The sequence below is a fragment of the Paenactinomyces guangxiensis genome, assembly GCF_016055185.1.
GTDB lineage: Bacteria > Bacillota > Bacilli > Thermoactinomycetales > Thermoactinomycetaceae > Paenactinomyces > Paenactinomyces guangxiensis.
On the sequence record NZ_JAECVR010000002.1, the window covers coordinates 43150 to 59552 of the forward strand.

The 16403-nt window shown below is 49.5% G+C and carries 18 protein-coding genes, 1 tRNA gene and 1 pseudogene; 13 read left to right on the forward strand and 7 right to left on the reverse strand.

Annotated features, from left to right (window positions below; all coding sequences use genetic code 11):
* Positions 1-6: 6 nt before the first annotated feature.
* The 5 genes and pseudogenes from I8U27_RS03485 to I8U27_RS03505 form a co-directional block, all read right to left on the reverse strand.
* A complete protein-coding gene (locus tag I8U27_RS03485; protein ID WP_198065841.1) occupies positions 7-855 on the reverse strand; it encodes an MBL fold metallo-hydrolase in 849 nt (282 codons plus the stop codon).
* A complete protein-coding gene (locus I8U27_RS03490) occupies positions 843-1841 on the reverse strand; it encodes an NAD-dependent epimerase/dehydratase family protein (RefSeq protein WP_181750631.1) in 999 nt (332 codons plus the stop codon). The genes I8U27_RS03485 and I8U27_RS03490 overlap by 13 nt, the downstream gene beginning before the upstream one ends.
* Positions 1841-3016, reverse strand: a complete 1176-nt coding sequence (locus tag I8U27_RS03495; RefSeq protein ID WP_181750632.1) for an ATP-grasp domain-containing protein — start codon at positions 3014-3016, stop codon at positions 1841-1843. Before I8U27_RS03495 ends, I8U27_RS03490 begins: the two co-directional genes overlap by 1 nt.
* Positions 3006-4001: a beta-ketoacyl-ACP synthase III gene (locus I8U27_RS03500; RefSeq protein ID WP_181750633.1), complete on the reverse strand. Its 996-nt coding sequence runs from the start codon at positions 3999-4001 to the stop codon at positions 3006-3008. The genes I8U27_RS03495 and I8U27_RS03500 overlap by 11 nt, the downstream gene beginning before the upstream one ends.
* 171 nt (positions 4002-4172) lie before the next feature.
* Positions 4173-4388 (reverse strand): annotated as a pseudogene (locus I8U27_RS03505) (methylated-DNA--[protein]-cysteine S-methyltransferase); the annotation flags it as partial.
* 187 nt (positions 4389-4575) lie between these two features.
* Here I8U27_RS03505 and I8U27_RS03510 point away from each other — a divergent pair.
* The 12 genes from I8U27_RS03510 (at position 4576) to I8U27_RS03565 (ending at position 14410) form a co-directional block, all read left to right on the forward strand.
* Positions 4576-5175, forward strand: coding sequence for a TetR/AcrR family transcriptional regulator (locus I8U27_RS03510; protein ID WP_232345227.1), 600 nt, complete (start codon positions 4576-4578; stop codon positions 5173-5175).
* Positions 5172-6113, forward strand: coding sequence for a 1,2-phenylacetyl-CoA epoxidase subunit PaaA (gene paaA, locus I8U27_RS03515; protein WP_232345228.1), 942 nt, complete (start codon positions 5172-5174; stop codon positions 6111-6113). The genes I8U27_RS03510 and paaA overlap by 4 nt, the downstream gene beginning before the upstream one ends.
* Positions 6114-6123: 10 nt before the next feature.
* A complete protein-coding gene (locus I8U27_RS03520) occupies positions 6124-6495 on the forward strand; it encodes a phenylacetic acid degradation protein (protein ID WP_181750636.1) in 372 nt (123 codons plus the stop codon).
* A gap of 15 nt (positions 6496-6510) precedes the next feature.
* A complete protein-coding gene (gene paaC, locus I8U27_RS03525) occupies positions 6511-7305 on the forward strand; it encodes a 1,2-phenylacetyl-CoA epoxidase subunit PaaC (protein WP_181750637.1) in 795 nt (264 codons plus the stop codon).
* Positions 7306-7368: 63 nt separating this feature from the next.
* Positions 7369-7845 carry a 1,2-phenylacetyl-CoA epoxidase subunit PaaD gene (gene paaD, locus I8U27_RS03530; protein WP_445164671.1) on the forward strand — a complete coding sequence of 159 codons (477 nt, stop codon included), beginning with the start codon at positions 7369-7371 and terminating at the stop codon, positions 7843-7845.
* Positions 7846-7900: 55 nt separating this feature from the next.
* Positions 7901-9235 (forward strand): phenylacetate--CoA ligase family protein, encoded by a 1335-nt coding sequence (locus I8U27_RS03535; RefSeq protein WP_181750809.1) that lies wholly within the window; start codon positions 7901-7903, stop codon positions 9233-9235.
* A 2-nt stretch (positions 9236-9237) separates the two neighbouring features.
* Complete coding sequence (locus I8U27_RS03540; protein WP_181750639.1) at positions 9238-9555, forward strand: EthD family reductase; 318 nt, start codon at positions 9238-9240, stop codon at positions 9553-9555.
* Positions 9556-9560: 5 nt separating this feature from the next.
* Complete coding sequence (locus tag I8U27_RS03545) at positions 9561-10415, forward strand: 3-hydroxyacyl-CoA dehydrogenase NAD-binding domain-containing protein (RefSeq protein WP_181750810.1); 855 nt, start codon at positions 9561-9563, stop codon at positions 10413-10415.
* Entirely contained in the window at positions 10405-11124 is a 720-nt protein-coding gene (locus I8U27_RS03550; protein ID WP_181750640.1) for a 3-hydroxyacyl-CoA dehydrogenase family protein, read from the forward strand. Before I8U27_RS03545 ends, I8U27_RS03550 begins: the two co-directional genes overlap by 11 nt.
* Before the next feature lie 96 nt (positions 11125-11220).
* Positions 11221-12432, forward strand: a complete 1212-nt coding sequence (locus I8U27_RS03555) for a thiolase family protein (protein WP_181750641.1) — start codon at positions 11221-11223, stop codon at positions 12430-12432.
* Between the two features lie 76 nt (positions 12433-12508).
* The gene (locus I8U27_RS03560) at positions 12509-14008 is read left to right on the forward strand and encodes an aldehyde dehydrogenase family protein (RefSeq protein ID WP_181750642.1); all 1500 of its coding nucleotides are present in this window, start codon (positions 12509-12511) and stop codon (positions 14006-14008) included.
* 9 nt (positions 14009-14017) lie between these two features.
* Positions 14018-14410, forward strand: coding sequence for a thioesterase family protein (locus I8U27_RS03565; RefSeq protein ID WP_181750643.1), 393 nt, complete (start codon positions 14018-14020; stop codon positions 14408-14410).
* A 61-nt stretch (positions 14411-14471) separates the two neighbouring features.
* On the opposite strand, the gene I8U27_RS03570 is transcribed toward I8U27_RS03565, so the two are convergent.
* Both I8U27_RS03570 and I8U27_RS03575 read right to left on the reverse strand, forming a co-directional pair.
* A complete protein-coding gene (locus I8U27_RS03570; protein ID WP_181750644.1) occupies positions 14472-15203 on the reverse strand; it encodes a YqjF family protein in 732 nt (243 codons plus the stop codon).
* Positions 15204-15754: 551 nt separating this feature from the next.
* On the reverse strand, positions 15755-15958 hold the full coding sequence (locus tag I8U27_RS03575) for a hypothetical protein (protein ID WP_181750645.1): 204 nt from the start codon (positions 15956-15958) through the stop codon (positions 15755-15757).
* A gap of 191 nt (positions 15959-16149) precedes the next feature.
* On the opposite strand from I8U27_RS03575, the gene I8U27_RS03580 reads away from it, so the two are divergent.
* Positions 16150-16235 (forward strand) — tRNA-Leu (locus tag I8U27_RS03580).
* Positions 16236-16403 lie beyond the last annotated feature (168 nt).

The window sequence follows — 16403 nt, forward strand, 5'->3', positions numbered from 1 at the left end:
GTTATCTCACCTCGCTCCCGGGGCGGAAAGAGTTTTCCATGTTTCCAGACAATGGGAAGGAACGATGGTAATATCAGGATGTTGCAAAGAGAGGGCATGTACTTTGGCTAAACTTTCTACCAGAGCTTTTTTGTCTGCGGTCAGGAGATCTGTGAGCGGATGGGGAAGCACATTTTTCTGGTAGGCTTCGCTTACCCAACAGCTGTCTGCGGCCAAAAAAATAGTTCCCTGCTGTTCTGTCCGCAGAAACAGGCCGATTTGTCCGGCGGCATGGCCGGGAAGGGCGACAGAGATTAAACTCCCGTCACCGAAAAGATCCCGCCCCGTTTCAAATGGGGAAAAACGATCTTTGATGGAAAGAACGGGAGTATCTTCCACAAACAGAACCCGATCAGCAAAATCACCAGGCAGAAGGCTGGGGATCAATCCCCTTTTCAGTGCGGACCAGCCTTCTTTTCCCCGGACGGCTTCCCAGGCAGAGCGGGAGCATATCATCTCAGACCGTGGAAAATCCATCAACCCGGCGACATGGTCAGTATGTAAATGTGACAGAATGATAGTACGAATTTCTTCCGGGGCATAACCGGCTTCTTTCACTTGACTTCGCGCAGATTCATGTTCGCTGAACGTAACAGGGGTGATCAGCCGGAACAATCGGTAAGGAAAACGTTTCGTTTCACTGAAAAAGCGGGAAGAGTAGCCGGTGTCGAATAAAATCGGGCCGTGAACAGGATGCTCAATCAGGGAAAAAAGGGCGGGAAAGATACGTTTTTTCAATTTCTTGTAAGGAAGCACCATTTTTTCCGGATGTGTGCAATACCCTCCGGACATTAAGGTCCATTTTACGTGTTGCATGATTGTTTCCTCCACCAGTCAATAAATCGTTCCAGTCCTTCATCAATAGAAATTTGCGGCTGATACCCCAATTCTGTTTGCGCTTTGGAAATGTCCAATGTTTGGCTTTTTCCCAGTACACCAACAGTATATCTGGTTAAAACGGGCTCTTTTCCCCGTCTGATAGTGTTGGAAAAAAGCTCCATCATCCCGGCGAGGGAGTAAGCCGTTGTAAAAGAGAAGTTTCTGCTGTGAAGCGGTTGCCCGAGCTGTTGAAACAATTTTTCCAACAAGTCGATCAGCAGCATGGGTTCCCCATTGGTGATGTTATACTTTTGGCCGAGAGCGGATGAGGGCGCATCGACACATAAGAGAAGAGCATCAACCACATTTTCCACATAGGTGACATCAATCAGAGTTTTCCCGCCATTGATCAGAGGAATCCATCCCCGCTTATTGGCCTTTAGCAACCGGGGCAGAATGGCATTGTCACCCGGACCAAATAAAGCACGCGGGCGAATCGTGATGACAGGCAAGCCTTCCCGGTGGGCTTGATCCACTTCCTGTTCTGCCAGCCACTTGGTCCGGGCGTAGGCATTCACCATTTTCCGGGGGAGAGGATCTGTCTCGGCAATGTTAATCCGATCTTTGAATTGAAAATAGATGCTTGGTGTTGAAACATGGACCAAACGTTTGACTCCAACCTTTTGGCAACCCTCAATCACATGTCTGGTTCCCAGAACATTGCTTTCATAAAAGAGGCGGTAGGGCCCCCATGGAGAGGAAAGGGCGCCACAGTGAAATACGATTTCCTGCCCTTCACAAAGGGGGATGATTTGCTCCGGCCGGGATAAATCGCCGGGTATAAAGAGAACTCCTGCCTTTTTCAGCTTTTCTCCGATGGCCAGGTTTCGCCCGGTACCCGTTACCAGCCAGCCCATCTTGCGAAGCCTGAGTGCCAGGGCCTGTCCCAGAAATCCGGTTGCTCCGGTGACAAGTGCTTTCATCAGTATTCTCCATTCCATTCAATATCGTAGGTAGATGCTTCAAGCATCGAGATCTGATGCCGGCGGCTCTGTTTCCAAAAATAGATCAACAGAAGAAATTGGCAGATAAAGGGGAGAGGGTCTCTCCAGCGAAAAACAACATCTTGAGCAGCCAGCAAAGACTTAATCCAATTTCTCCATTGAGAGAATGATCGAACTGAAAACAGACCGTAGCTCCACATTGCCAGCGACAGCATCCGCTGCACTCCAGCCTGCGGAAGGATGAGAGAAGCTGTTTCCGGCCTGGCAAAAGCTTGATCCAGTCGATCCGATTCCCCAAAACAGTGAATCCCGCTGGTGGCTCGCGGATTACATTCAATCGGATAAAGTTTGCCTTCGGCTGTCTCAATCCAGTCAAAGGAAAATTGGCCGGTATATTTTTTGCTGGCCATCCATTCTTCCACATGCTTCAACAGCTGAGGATGTTCAATGGGCGTAAACAGGATGCTGGAGCCTTTTCCGGCAGTAAATGTGGTTCGGTAGGCACAGTGGGCGATCAATTTTCCCTCAAATGCCAGACTGTATGTACATATCTGCCTGCCGTCAATCCACTCCTGAACAATCCAGGGCTTTTCAGGAGAGACGGAAAGAGCTGGACACGGCTGAGCTGGATGACGGAGCAGGTAAACTTCAGCAGCAAAGCGCGAATAGACAGGTTTCAGGATGATAGGAAATTTGCCGTTGATGTTGCGCAGAATTTCAGTCAGTTTGCTGTGGGAAGCAGCCATCCACGTCATGGGCGTTTGAAGCCCCAGTTCTCCGGCTTCCTGGATAAAGGTCCACTTGTTGTGCAAGGGGGTCAACCGTTCGATAGGTTCCACCCAGACACGGCAGTGATCCGGGAAACGACCGGAACCTCTGGCAAGCGTAAACACTTCTTCACAAGTTGGAATGAGCACATTTACTTTTTCCTGATTTACAATTTCTGCCAAAGATGACAAGAACCCGTCAGGATCCTGCCTGGGCGGAGGAACGTGCACGTTGCGGGCGACGGCACGGGAAAAGCGGCAGAGATGGTGACGCAGGCTCTCTGCTACGATAACACGGTGTCCGGCATGATAAAGCAGACGGGCCAGCTCCAATGTACATGGGGCGCGCCCGCCGGTTAAAAGGAATGTTTTGGCATCAGTAGACAAGTATGATCCCTCCGAGAGAGAGTCCGGCGGATGTGCCGATCAACATTACTTTGTCTCCCCGTTTTACCCTGCCTTGCTTGACTGCCTCATAAATGCCCATCGGAATGGAAGCGGCGATGGTGTTTCCGTGGTTTTGGGCGAAGATAAACATTTGCTCAGCGGATATTTTCAGCCTTTTTTGCATAATCCGCATTGCCATCATACTTGCCTGGTGCGGGATGACAAGGTTGATCTCCTTCATGGTAAGATCTTTTGGGAGCAATTGCTTCATGAAGCGGGGCAGATATCTGGCCGACATCCGGAATAATGCCTCTCCGTCCATTTCAAAAAGGAAATGGTCCGGGTCGATGTTTTCTGCATATGTTCGCGGGTGATATTTGGTTCCGCCCCCGCGGATTTGTGATAAATGAGCCCCCTGGCTGTACGTTTCCATATGTGAAGAGAGAATCCCGGAAGCCCCATCTTCTGCCGGGCCGATAATCACCGCAGCAGCCCCGTCTCCAAACAATGCACAACTTTCTTTATGATTCCAGTTCAATCCAATCGAAGCAATCTCCGAAGAAACCAGCAAAACATACCGGTAACGTCCCGCGTCAACGAGATAGGAAAGATGATCAAAAGCTGTTACAAAACTAAGGCAAGTGGAATTGATGTCAAAAGCCGGAATTCCCTGGTGCCCGGGATCTAATTCTTTATAAATCAATGATGCTGTGCAAGGAATGGCTTGCTCTGAGGTGCCGCTCGCACATACAATGCAGTCCATATCCGATAAATGAAGCCCGGCCATCTCCAGAGCTTCTCTGGCTGCATATGCACCCATCTGTGAATTGGTTTCCCCGTTTACAAAATGGCGCCTGATCACTCCGGATTTCTTTTCCACCCATCCGATTGGCACCCCGATTCGCTCGTCCATTTCTTCAGCAGTGATTACGGTTTGCGGCAAATATTTGCCAACACCTGCAATGCGAACTTTTCTTCTTTGCATAAGCACCCTCAAAAATGAAAAATTGTAAAATATTAAGTATTGCTGTTATGATCATCATAGTTTAATAGGGATCGGTTTATATTTTCTATTTAACTATTATTTAATAGTAACAAGAAATGGGGATGTTCTCCATTGTTTTTTATTGTGTTTTTCCGGCCGGATCTTTTGCAATCACAAGGGTCCGATCATAAATGCGACAGATTTCAAACTTGGGAGGCTCCGTTTGCTGCAATCCGGAAAAGTAATTGTTATTCGAAGTAAGTCTGCCTTGAGATCCAGTCCGCCTCGATAACCTGTCAAAGTTCCGTTTTTTCCAATGACTGGATGGCATGGGATGACCACTGGAATCGGGTTGGCCCCGTTTGCAGCTCCTACGAAACGGAGTGCCCCGTAGGTCCATTGGAAATGTAAACTCTTTTCTCCTTTCTTCAAAATAGTCTGTAAGTTTGCTGGCTATATATAGACAGAATTTCCTCTTCATGATAGATTCGTATTTCCCAACAGCCTTGACAAACGTGTGAATTTTCTTTTACTATTAAAACAAACAAGCGCTTGTTTTAGAAGAGAAGGGAATATGGAGATGCCAAAAGTAGGTAGAAGAGAAGAAATATTAAATATCGCCTGTAAGCTTTTTAGCCAGAAGGGGTACCATGGGACGACAATTCGCGACATCTCGGATGCCTGTGGAATCCTGTCCGGAAGTTTGTATGCGCATATCAATACGAAAGAAGATTTATTGTTTGAGATCACTGACAGGGGAGCACAAGCTTTTCTGGAATCGCTGCGGCCCATTGTGGAAAGTGAGGCCACGGCGGAAGAAAAGCTGAAACGCGCTTTAAAGGCACATATTCAGGTGATTGAACAAAATCTGGAGGCTGCAACAGTCTTTTTTCACGAATGGAAAGCGCTTACAAACGGGCGGCGGGACACGATTCAGGAAAAGCGGGATCAATATGAAGCGCTCTGGGGACGCATTTTGTCTGAGGGAGCAGCCGCAGGGGAATTTGCTGATTTGGATGAAAAATTTGCCCGTTTGCTCATTTTGTCTGTAGGAAACTGGCTGTATCAATGGTATCGTCCCGGAGGGGACTTGTCCGCAGAAGAGATTTCCGAGCGTTTTGCAGACATGATGCTGAAAGGTTTCAGAGTGAAAAAAGGGGAGGGCAAACCATGACGGATGATGTGCGTGAGCTCCGGTTTATGGAGCGGATTCAGCGCGGGGAGAAAATCGAAGCAACCGATTGGATGCCCGATGAATACCGCCGGCTGTTAATCAAGCTGATCCATATGCATGGTGTGAGTGAGATTATGGGGGCCTATCCGGAAAAAGAGTGGGTTCCCAAAGCGCCCAGCCTGCGGCGTAAATTGGCGATTATGGCCAAGGTGCAGGACGAAATGGGGCATGGCCAGCTTCTGTTACGGGTGGCAGAAGATTTGGCGGCTCCGCTTGGGAAAACCCGTGAACAGCTGATTGAAGATATTTACCTGAGCCGTGTCAAATTTCACAACGTATTTCACATGGAAGCAAAAACATGGGCCGATGCGGGAGTGATCGGGTGGCTGGTTGATGGTGCCGCCATCATTAACCAGGCCGCCCTCCTGGAAACCTCTTATGCTCCTTATGCGCGCGTGTTAAAACGGATCTGTGCCGAAGAGAGTTTCCATATGCAACACGGGGAAAATATCATCCTGGCTCTGGCGATGGGCACTGCTGAACAAAAGCAGATGTTGCAGGACTCGCTTAATTACTGGTGGGAATCTTTGCTGTTCTTCTTTGGCCCGCAAGAGGTCACTCCTGCCGCCGAGCGGATGATTTATTACAAGATCCGCACCAAAACGAATGAGGAATTGCGACAGAAATTTTTAGATAAATATGTTCCCCGCATTCTGTCCCTCGGTCTGACCATTCCTGATCCCAACCTGCGCTATGACGAAGAGCAAAAGCGCTGGTTGTACACATCTCCTGACTGGGAAAAATTTGGACGGATCGTGCGGAATAATGAAGGGCCCAAATCGCGTGAACGGATGGAATTGCGCCAGTCTGCACATGAGGGACAGCGTTGGGTAAGGGAAGCGATGATTCACTCACGGGTGGACACAACAGCGGTGTGAGGTGAAGGGGATGGGAGAGAAACAAGCGGACTTCAATATCTATGAGGTATTTATTCAGCGAACCCACACGGATCATCATGTTCATGCAGGCAGTCTGGTTGCCCCTTCACCCGATGTAGCCATTCAGACAGCAAGAGAGAACTTTTTGCGGCGGGAGAAAGCAGTAAATCTCTGGGTCGTTCCCCGTGAACAAATCACTGCCACCCCCTACGAAGCAGAATTTTTCGCCCGGGAGATTGACCGCAAATACCGTGAGGTTGCCGGTTATACCGAAAATGGACGTTTGTGGAGGATGTTTAAGGAGAAAGCCATTTCCCTGGACGAGATTGTCGCTTATGTCGAAGGACGCAAAGAGAAACAACGTCCCAAAAAACAAGCATAGGGGGAGAGTGGCTATATGCGAATCGAAAATGCCGCACAAGCTAAAGAAAATGAAAAGATAATGGCGATGATACGGGATTTGCTGTTTCAGGCGGCGGATGATGAGCTTACCATCGGCCACCGCGACTCAGAGTGGCTGGGCTTGTGTCCCGATATTGAAGGGGATGTGGCATTTAGTTCGATTGCCCAGGATGAAGTGGGACATGCTGTATTTTTCTTTGAACTGTTACATGATCTGGGGGAAAAAGACCCTGACTATCTTGCCTTTATGCGTCAAGGCAGAGAGAGGCACAACGCTGTTTTACTGGAAAGAGGAAATGGTGACTGGGCTTATTCCGTCGTCCGCCACTATTTTTACGATGTGTTTGATGATCTGCGCCTGCAAGCGATGCTGGATTCCCGCTACTTGCCATTGGCTCAGGGAGCAGCCAAGATCCGCCGCGAAGAGCAGTATCATTTGCTGCATATGCATATGTGGTTTACCCGTCTGGGCAAAGCGGGTGGGGAAGCCGGAAAACGCCTGGAAAAAGCGGTTGCCGATATCTGGCCGGATCTGGGGGGGTTATTTTGCTTTGGTCCGTATGAGCAGGAATTGGTGGAGCAAGGGGTTCTCGCTGCCGGTTCCGGGGAGATCCGGCAAAGATGGATGAATCGTATGCGGACTTCTTTTGCCGAAGCAGGGCTGTCCTGGCCCGGTGAGATTCCCAAACCACATCTCGACGGTCGTTACGGGCAGCATAGTGAAGACCTGGAAGAATTACTTTCCGAAATGGCAGAAGTTTACCGTCTTGATCCGGAGGCACACTGGTAAACAGGGGACTGGAGTTTATCTTTAAAAGGAAGGATGTTTTCCCTGGCAAGGGGGGAGAGAAAATTGGGCAGTCTGTCTGCAGAGCAGGTGTGGGAACTTTTACAGGAAGTGAAGGACCCTGAAATTCCTTCTGTCAGTGTGGTTGAAATGGGAATGGTCTACCGGGTGCGTATCGGTCAAAAATGGGTTGAAGTAGAGCTGATGCCCACTTTTGTAGGGTGTCCGGCACTGGATATCATCCGTGAAAAGGTTAGTGAGCAAATGTTGCAACAGGAGGGGATTGAACAGGTTGAGGTGCGCTTTATCTTTGATCCTCCCTGGACAAGCAAACGCATTACCCCGGAAGGATCACGAAAGTTAAGAGAATTTGGTATCGCTTCACCCGTCGGCCGGGACGATGATCCGCTTCAACTCCCAGCTTGCCCTTATTGCGGCTCAGCGGAAGGGGAAGTGGAAAATTTGTTTGGTCCTACTGCTTGCCGAGCCATCTATTACTGCAAGAGTTGTCGCCAGCCGTTTGAAGGGATGAAAAAGGTATAAAGGATTGAGAGTGAAGGGGAGGTGGATACGTTTGTTTCAACCGGTAATTGAAGCCATGGAGCGGGAGGAACTGAGCCGCCTGCAAGACAAGCGGTTGTGCCAAACGGTGGAGCGGGTTTACCATTGTGTCCCTTTTTATCAGAAAAAGTTTAAAGAGTCCGGAGTTGACCCATCTTCATTTAAAGGTTTAGAAGAATTGGGCAAATTGCCCTTTACCAAAAAATCGGATTTGCGTGACCACTATCCGTTTGGATTGTTTGCTGCCGAGATGGAGGAAGTGATCCGGCTGCATGCCTCTTCCGGCACCAAAGGGAAACCGACAGTAGTAGGATACACGCAAAGAGATTTGGACCATTGGTCGGAAGTGTGTGCCCGGGCGATTATTGCCGCCGGCGGGAAACTGGGAGATCTGTTTCACAATGCTTATGGATACGGCTTGTTTACAGGCGGGCTGGGTATGCATTACGGTGCTGAGCGGTTAGGATTGACCACCATTCCCGTGTCGGGCGGCAATCGGGCACGGCAGGCGATGTTGATAGAAGATTTTCGCCCGCGCGGGATTGCCGGTACTCCTTCCTTTATATTGAGCCTTGGAGAAGCCATGATGGAGGCGGGCAAAAAACCCGGCAGCACTTCCCTGGAATACGGTATTTTTGGGGCGGAACCCTGGAGCGAAGAGATGAGGCAGGCACTGGAAGAAATGTGGGGAATCCATGCCGTTGATATTTATGGACTATCTGAAGTCATTGGACCGGGAGTGGCGATTGAGTGCTGGCAAGCCAAAGAAGGTTTGCATATCGCAGAGGATCACTTTCTGGTTGAAGTGATCAACCCGGACACGGGGGAGGCCGTACCCGATGGTGAACTGGGTGAACTGGTTTTTACAACACTGACTAAAGAAGCGATGCCGGTGATTCGTTACCGGACGGGTGATTTAGCCTCAATCCATCGTGAGCCCTGCCGTTGCGGACGAACCCATACACGCATGTCCCGGATCAAAGGGCGGGTTGACGATATGTTGATCATCCGCGGCGTCAATGTCTTTCCATCGGAAATCGAACCGATCATCCTGTCACAACCGGAGTTGGCTCCCCATTACCAACTGATGGTAGAGCGGGAAGGAGGGCTGGACCGTCTTACCATTGAAGTGGAGGTTACAGAGACCTATTACCGCAGTGTTGGTAAAGAGCTTCAGAATGGACAACAGGCAAAATTGCTCCAAAATTATTTATTGCAGAAGTTGAGGGATACCCTGGGCTTATCCGCACAAGTTGTCATGCACGCCCCGGGCCGGATTCCACGCAGCGAGGGAAAAGCGGTACGTTTGATTGACCGCCGCAACACTGACACACACTTTCACAGAAAAAACAAACCGGAAAGAGGGATGTAAACATGGTGAAATTAGTTGCCCTGTATAAACAGCCGGAAGAATTGAAAGCTTTTGATGAACATTATTTTAATACGCACCTCCCGCTGACAAACAAAATGCCGGGACTGATCAGAGCAAATATAACCAAATTTTCCGGTACGCCGATGGGGGAACAGTCCCCTTACTATTTACAGGCAGATCTCTATTTTGAAAGTATGGAAGCTTTGCAAAACTCCATGCAAAGTCCGGAAGGAAAAGCTGCAGCCAAAGATTTAATGGGGTTTGCCGGAAAACTTGTCACCATGATGGTGGGTGAAGAAGTAAACGGTGAGAGCCAGTGAGTCATATGTCTGTTCATCGCCCTGCTGTCATCGGAGCGGGAACGATGGGAATGGGAATTGCCGAATTTCTGGCGGCGGCCGGTCATCAAGTCCAAGTATATGAAATATCCGCGCAGATTTTTGAACGCGCGTTGGACAGTCTGAGAAAGCGTCTCCGAAAACAAGTGGAGAAGGGACGTTTCACAACCGGGTTTGCGGACGCCTTGATCAGTCGAATCCATCCTGTATACGAATTGCAAAAGTTACACAAAGCAGATGTCATTATTGAAGCGGCGGTTGAGCGGCTGGAAGTAAAGAAAGAGATCTTTTCACAATTAGATGCCGTTACCTCTCCCAAAGCTGTCCTGGCATCGAATACATCGTCTCTTTCCATCACATCGATTGCTTCCGCTCTACAGCACCCTGAACGGGTTCTGGGATTGCATTTTTTTAACCCGGCTCAGAGAATGCCACTGGTTGAAGTTGTTTTAGGAGCAGAGACCGATCCCGGATTGGCTCAGGCGATGATGGACTGGATGATGCATCTCGGCAAAATACCGGTAAAAGTGGCGGATTCCCCCGGCTTTTTAGTCAACCGGGTGGCGCGGCCTTTTCATCTTGAAGCGTACTGGATGGTCAGTGAAGGAGTCGCTTCCAAAGAACAAGTGGATCGGATTATGCGTTCCGCCGGCTTTAAAATGGGCCCGTTTGAATTACAAGACCTGATCGGTATCGATATCAATTACGCCGCTTCCGTTTCCGTCTATGAAGGTTTTTTTCACGAACCTCGCTTTCGCCCCCATCCCCGGCAACAAACGATGGTGGAGAGAGGCGCATTGGGCAGGAAGGTGGGAAAGGGGCATTACAACTATGGAAAATAGTGTTGTGCTGATCGGGAGTGGTCCACTTTTCGGGAAGGTAAAAGATACCCTCAATGATTACGGTGTCAATGTGATTCCGTTTGCAGCGTTTACTCTCGGGGATGTTCGCGCAGTGATTGACGTGGAATCAGGCATGACTGAAACGAAAAAGGAACATCTGGTGCAGGTGGAGAGGTTGGTCGCATCAACGGTGCCCGTTTTTACATCAACTTTGCACCGTACCGCCACTGAGATCGCCTCCTGGATGAAGCATCCGGAGCGTGTTGTCGGCTTTTCGCCCCTGCTTTTGAAAGAGATGCACATTGTGGAAGTAAGCTGTCCCTTGCAAGCAGATCAAGACCCGACATGGAAGCAAAATCTTCTCTTCTGGACAGAACTTGGAAAAACAGCAGAAGTAGTCGGGGATGAACCGGGACTTGTCTTTCCCCGCACACTGGCTCTATTGGTCAATGAAGCAACCTTTGCTTTATCTGAACGAATCGCAAGCGCAGAAGATATTGATCTGGCGATGAAAAAAGGAACCAACTTTCCATTTGGTCCTCTGGAATGGGCAGATGCCATCGGGATTGATCAAGTGTTAGCCATTCTCACAGGCTTATACAGGGAGATGGGGGAAGAACGTTACCGTCCGGCACCCCTGTTGAAAAAGATGATGTATGCAGGCTATCTGGGACAAGCATCAGGCAGAGGTTTTTATCAGTATGAGTGAAGAAAGGGCTGCCCTTTGCGGAATGGGGGCGAGACAGAATTCTGCCTTCCCCCTTTGAGACACACAGTTTCACACAAAAAGGTGGTGAATGGATACTTGCAACGAGAAGTAGTGATTGTTGATGCAGTTCGTACTCCGATTGGAAGATTTCAGGGATCGCTCAGCTCTGTTCGTCCCGATGATTTGGCTGCAAGTGTCATACGCGCTTTGCTGGAACGGCAAGCTGAGTTTGATCCGGTTCATGTGGAAGATGTTATTTTCGGTTGTGCCAATCAGGCCGGTGAAGATAATCGCAATATCGCTCGCATGGCTCTCCTCCTGGCGGGTTTGCCCGACAAAGTCGGCGGATGTACCGTCAATCGCCTGTGCGGTTCCGGCCTGGAAGCGGTCAATCAGGCCACAGCCGCGATTGCCGTGGGTTGTGGCGAGGTAATGATTGCCGGAGGGGTGGAGAGCATGAGCCGGGCTCCCCTGGTGATGCTGAAACCGGAAGATATGTTTGCCCGGGGAAATCAAACTCTGGTCGATTCTACGTTAGGCTGGCGGTTCGTCAACCCTCGTCTGGCGAAAATGTATGATCCGATCAGTATGGGGGAGACCGCAGAAAATGTAGCTGAAAAGTTTGGAATCTCCCGGGAAGAGCAGGATCAATTTGCGATCACCAGCCTACAGAGATCCAAAGCTGCGTGGGAGCAAGGGAAGTTTGCCGACGAAGTGATCCCGGTTCCGGTAACAAAAAGAGATGGAGACACCTTTCTCTTTGCACAGGATGAACACCCCCGCCCTCAGACCACATTGGAAAAGCTCTCCCAATTGCTTCCTGCTTTCCGGGAAGGAGGAAGCGTGACGGCTGGCAACTCTTCGGGCATCAATGACGGAGCCTCTGCCGTGTTGCTGATGGAAAAAGAGTTTGCTTGCAAACAGGGGGCCACTCCTCTTGCCAGAATCGCCGGTTTTGCAGTGGCAGGTGTTCATCCCCACTATATGGGTATGGGCCCTGTTGAAGCAACACGCAAAGTATTGCAGCGGACCGGGCTGACAGTGAAGGACCTTGATCTGGTCGAGTTAAATGAAGCTTTTGCCGCACAAGCGTTAGCCTGTATGCGTGAACTCGGCTTCGATGCCGGCAAGGTAAATGTCAACGGCGGAGCCATCGCTCTGGGCCACCCTCTCGGTGCCAGCGGGGCGAGAATTATGACCACGTTAGTTCACGAACTAAAGCGCCGTGGCGGACGATACGGGCTGGCTACCATGTGTATCGGGGTGGGGCAGGGCATTGCCACCCTGATTGAACGAGTGGACGGGTGAGAAAACCCGGCTGCAGGCAAATGAAATATTATCTTCATTCGCAAAAAAATCCAACGGGTATGAGGAGAGGATTTGCATGCTGAAAGAAAAAAATGAATTATTAAAAGAAGAGTACCATCTTTTGATCAACGGAGAACATCTGCCGGGCGGGTCTGGACAATTCTTTGATATATTTAACCCGGCCACGGGCGAAAAACTGGCTCAAGTCGCCAAAGCGACACGTGATGATGTAGACAAAGCGGTGGCTTCAGCCCGGGAAGCGCTGGAAAATGGGAAATGGGCCCGCTGGCCGGCCTCACGACGGGGACAAATCCTGAACAAAGTGGCAGCCATCATGCGTCAGCGTTTTAACGCTCTGGTTGAATTAGAAGTGCTCAACAGCGGAAAATCCCTCTCTGCCGCGAAAGGACAAGTGATGCAGGCGATTGAAGACTTTGAACTCTACGCGGGAGCCGTTTCCACGATCTCGGGCCATACGAAACCTGTTCCCAACGGTTTTTTCCATTACTCCACCAAAGAACCGGTCGGTGTCTGCGCGCAGATTGTGCCCTGGAATTATCCGTTGATGATGGCGGCGTGGAAGGTAGCCCCGGCACTGGCAGCAGGTTGTACCCTGATCTTGAAACCTGCCAGCCTCACCCCGCTTACCGCTCTGGTGCTGGCCGATATCTGCCATGAAGCAGGTGTGCCTGCCGGTGTCATCAACGTAATTACAGGGAGCGGGTCAGATGTGGGCGCTTATCTGGTTGAACATCCCGGTGTGGATAAAGTGGCATTTACCGGGGAGACAGCAACGGGTAAAGATATCATGGCCAAAGCATCCGAAACATTAAAAAGGGTAACCCTGGAACTGGGTGGCAAGTCACCAAATATCGTCTTTGCGGATGCCGACCTTGAAGGAGCGGTCAATGGTTCTGTGTTTGGCATCTACTACAATACCGGCCAATCGTGTGAAGCCCGCTCCCGCCTCTTTGTCCATGAAGATATTTATGACAAGTTTATTGAAAAATTTGTGGAGAAAACAAAAAAGCTGAAACTGGGTGATCCGCTCAGTGAAGAAACCCATGTGGGGGCGATTATCTCCCAGGCACAGCTGGACACGATTGATTCCTACGTGCAGCTGGCCAAAGAGGAAGGAGCGCGTGTTCTCTACGGCGGAAAACGGCCGGAAGGGTCAGAGTTTGAAAAAGGCTTCTGGTATGAGCCCACGGTGATCATTGATGTCACCAACGACATGCGGGTGGCACAGGAGGAAATATTCGGCCCGGTGGTTGTAGTGATGAAGTTTAAAGACGAAAAAGAGGTGATCCGGCTGGCCAATGATACTATCTACGGACTGGCAGCCGCTCTCTGGACCAGAGATTTCAGCCGCGCCCATCGTGTCGCAGCCCAACTCAAAGCGGGCATCATCATGATCAACAATCCGTTTTCCGCATTCCCGGGCCTGCCTTTTGGCGGATACAAACAATCCGGCTTTGGACGGGAGCTGGCGCTTGAGTCCCTCGACCTCTATATGGAGACAAAAAGTGTCCTCTCCTATGTGGGACCCAAGTCACTCAATCCGTTCGGTGTCTAGGAGGCATCGATGAAACCAGGGCTTGTTCCGGGTTATGAAGAAAAGATGGTGATCACTGTCACGGACGAGATGGCCGCCTCTTTTGGGGGGGAGATGGTTCACCCTGCTTTATCTACAGTCACTATGGTTTACTACATGGAATGGGTGGGGCGTAAAGTGATCCTGCCTTTTCTTGAAGCAGGGGAAGAGGGAGTTGGTGCTTCCATCAACGTGAGGCACCGTGCCCCTGCACCGTTGGGCAAACAGGTAACCTTTGTCGCCAGGGTGACACAATCCACCCCCAACAAAGTCGTATGTACAGTACTTGCCGAGCACAACCGCGCCATTGTCGGTGAAGGTGAATTTACACAAATCATTTTGCCAAAAGAGCGGATTCGGGAAAACATTGAACGGATGAAATAGCTTTAAGGTGCTTGATCCTTCACTCAAGGGTCGGCGCCATTTTTTATTATTGAAAAATCTCCTATACTTTGACTAACGGACAAATGAAAGCTTTCATCTTGGAAGCATAGTGAAGAACCGGTCGGGTGTCCGGAAGGGTAATCTTACAGGCTTCTGCCATCGTGTTCCTGGAAATATCTGCTTCTGCATATTGCAGAGGCCAGGGGTGATGGGACAGATCTCCTTGATAGAGCCGGCGTTTGTGAACGGTGTACAGGGTATAGCGGTCTGTTAACCAGTGGTCGAGCGACCCTTCCCGTGCCTGAAATACGGATGAGTATGGGCGGTAACTTACTCTAAACTCCGCAGAAAATGCCTGTGTATGTGTGCGGCGGCTGGAATAGCGGATCTCGCTGCCTTTTCTTTGCAAATGGATCCGAGCGTTATAGAATGGCAGATGTAAAAATATCCGGGATACAGCCGCTGCTAATCTGTGTGCCGCATCAATGCTGAAAAAATAGACACCGGGATGGCCGCCAACCACGACATAGGTTCGCAAATTAATCTGGGGAAACCGGCTGGCCAGGGGGATTGGCGGGAGTCCTTTCAAGCGGATTTGCCGGATATCAAACGGAACCAGGCTGATCCATGCAGTTCTATCATAGGTATCAATCCGGAGCTGATCCGGAACAAGATCACAAATCTGTCCGACCGGGACAGGCCAGTGCACAAACAACAAGTCCGTCCATGTCTGAGTCATCACCCAGCGATGAGCAGGGACATTCGCGGAAGGTTGCCTGATTTGATGAAGCATGTTCTATCACCCCGCAACACTAAAATACTTAAAACAGGGGAGGTTTTTATAAAATGTGAGCGAGAAAACCCTTTGCTTCAGCATTAGGATGAAAGCGAGCGTCAAACGAACGGGGGTTCATCCCTTGCTAGTCTGACAATCTTTAAGTAAAATATTCTTTTTAACGGACATCCTCGGGCTGAGGAATTGTGTAAAAGGGTTCCACTGGTACTGCTTACCGTTCAGCGATCGTACCTCACTGGGTGGTCGCAAGCAGAATTCCACAGCGACCATCGGGAGTGCCTGTGCTTCAGCCGTGTGAAGAGGTCAAATTGTTTGAATCAGTATGAAGGAAAAGAACTGACGTCAAAGAGCTGGAATTATTTATCCGGTTTGCCAGTTTCAGGAGGATTGCTGCCTCGAGAAAAGGGTCCATGACAGCGCTTCCTGCTTTGGAACAAGTAAAGAAACATCTTAGTTGGAGAATGAATGTGCAAGTTTCGGCCTGTTTGTGAAAATGGGTATAAAAAGCTGAGAAACAGTTCTTCTCAGCTTTCTTACCGGTTTTTTACCTAAGGCAGTGGTTTTTGTATCCTGTTGAACGGATCAGAGCGCCCTTCTTTCATTTCCTCCGGATTATCGGTAATATGAGGGTTTAAACCGTAAGATTCCTGTATTCCGGCGGTAATATGTGAAGTTGGGTCATGTTCAGCCGGATTGTCGGCCAACCGTCCGTCATTCCATTCACTTTTTGCGTTTAAATCTTTTTTTGTCACTGGAAGCACCTCCGGAAACCTTTTTGCTTATATTTCCCCATAACACCGATGTTATTTGGTGAAAGACGATACTAAATAAGCTGTAGGCATCCGGGGAATAAAAAAAGTCTTGACACATCCTTCATTCCATGATAAATTATATCTTGTCGTTGCGATGTGCTAAATAAAAAGGCAAATAATAATATCAACATGCCGAAGTGGCGGAATTGGCAGACGCGCACGACTCAAAATCGTGTTCCTTTGTGGAGTGTGGGTTCGAGTCCCACCTTCGGCACCAAAAAACGGCAAGACAGCGAATGCTTCTCAAAAAAGAAGGATTCGCTGTCTTTTTTTTGACCAAAATCCAAACGAATATATTTTTTCCGCATAGTATGTCTACGAGAGATATCAAAACATGAAATGGATCTCTCACATAAAACTTTTCATCTCCTTTAGGAAGGGGGAG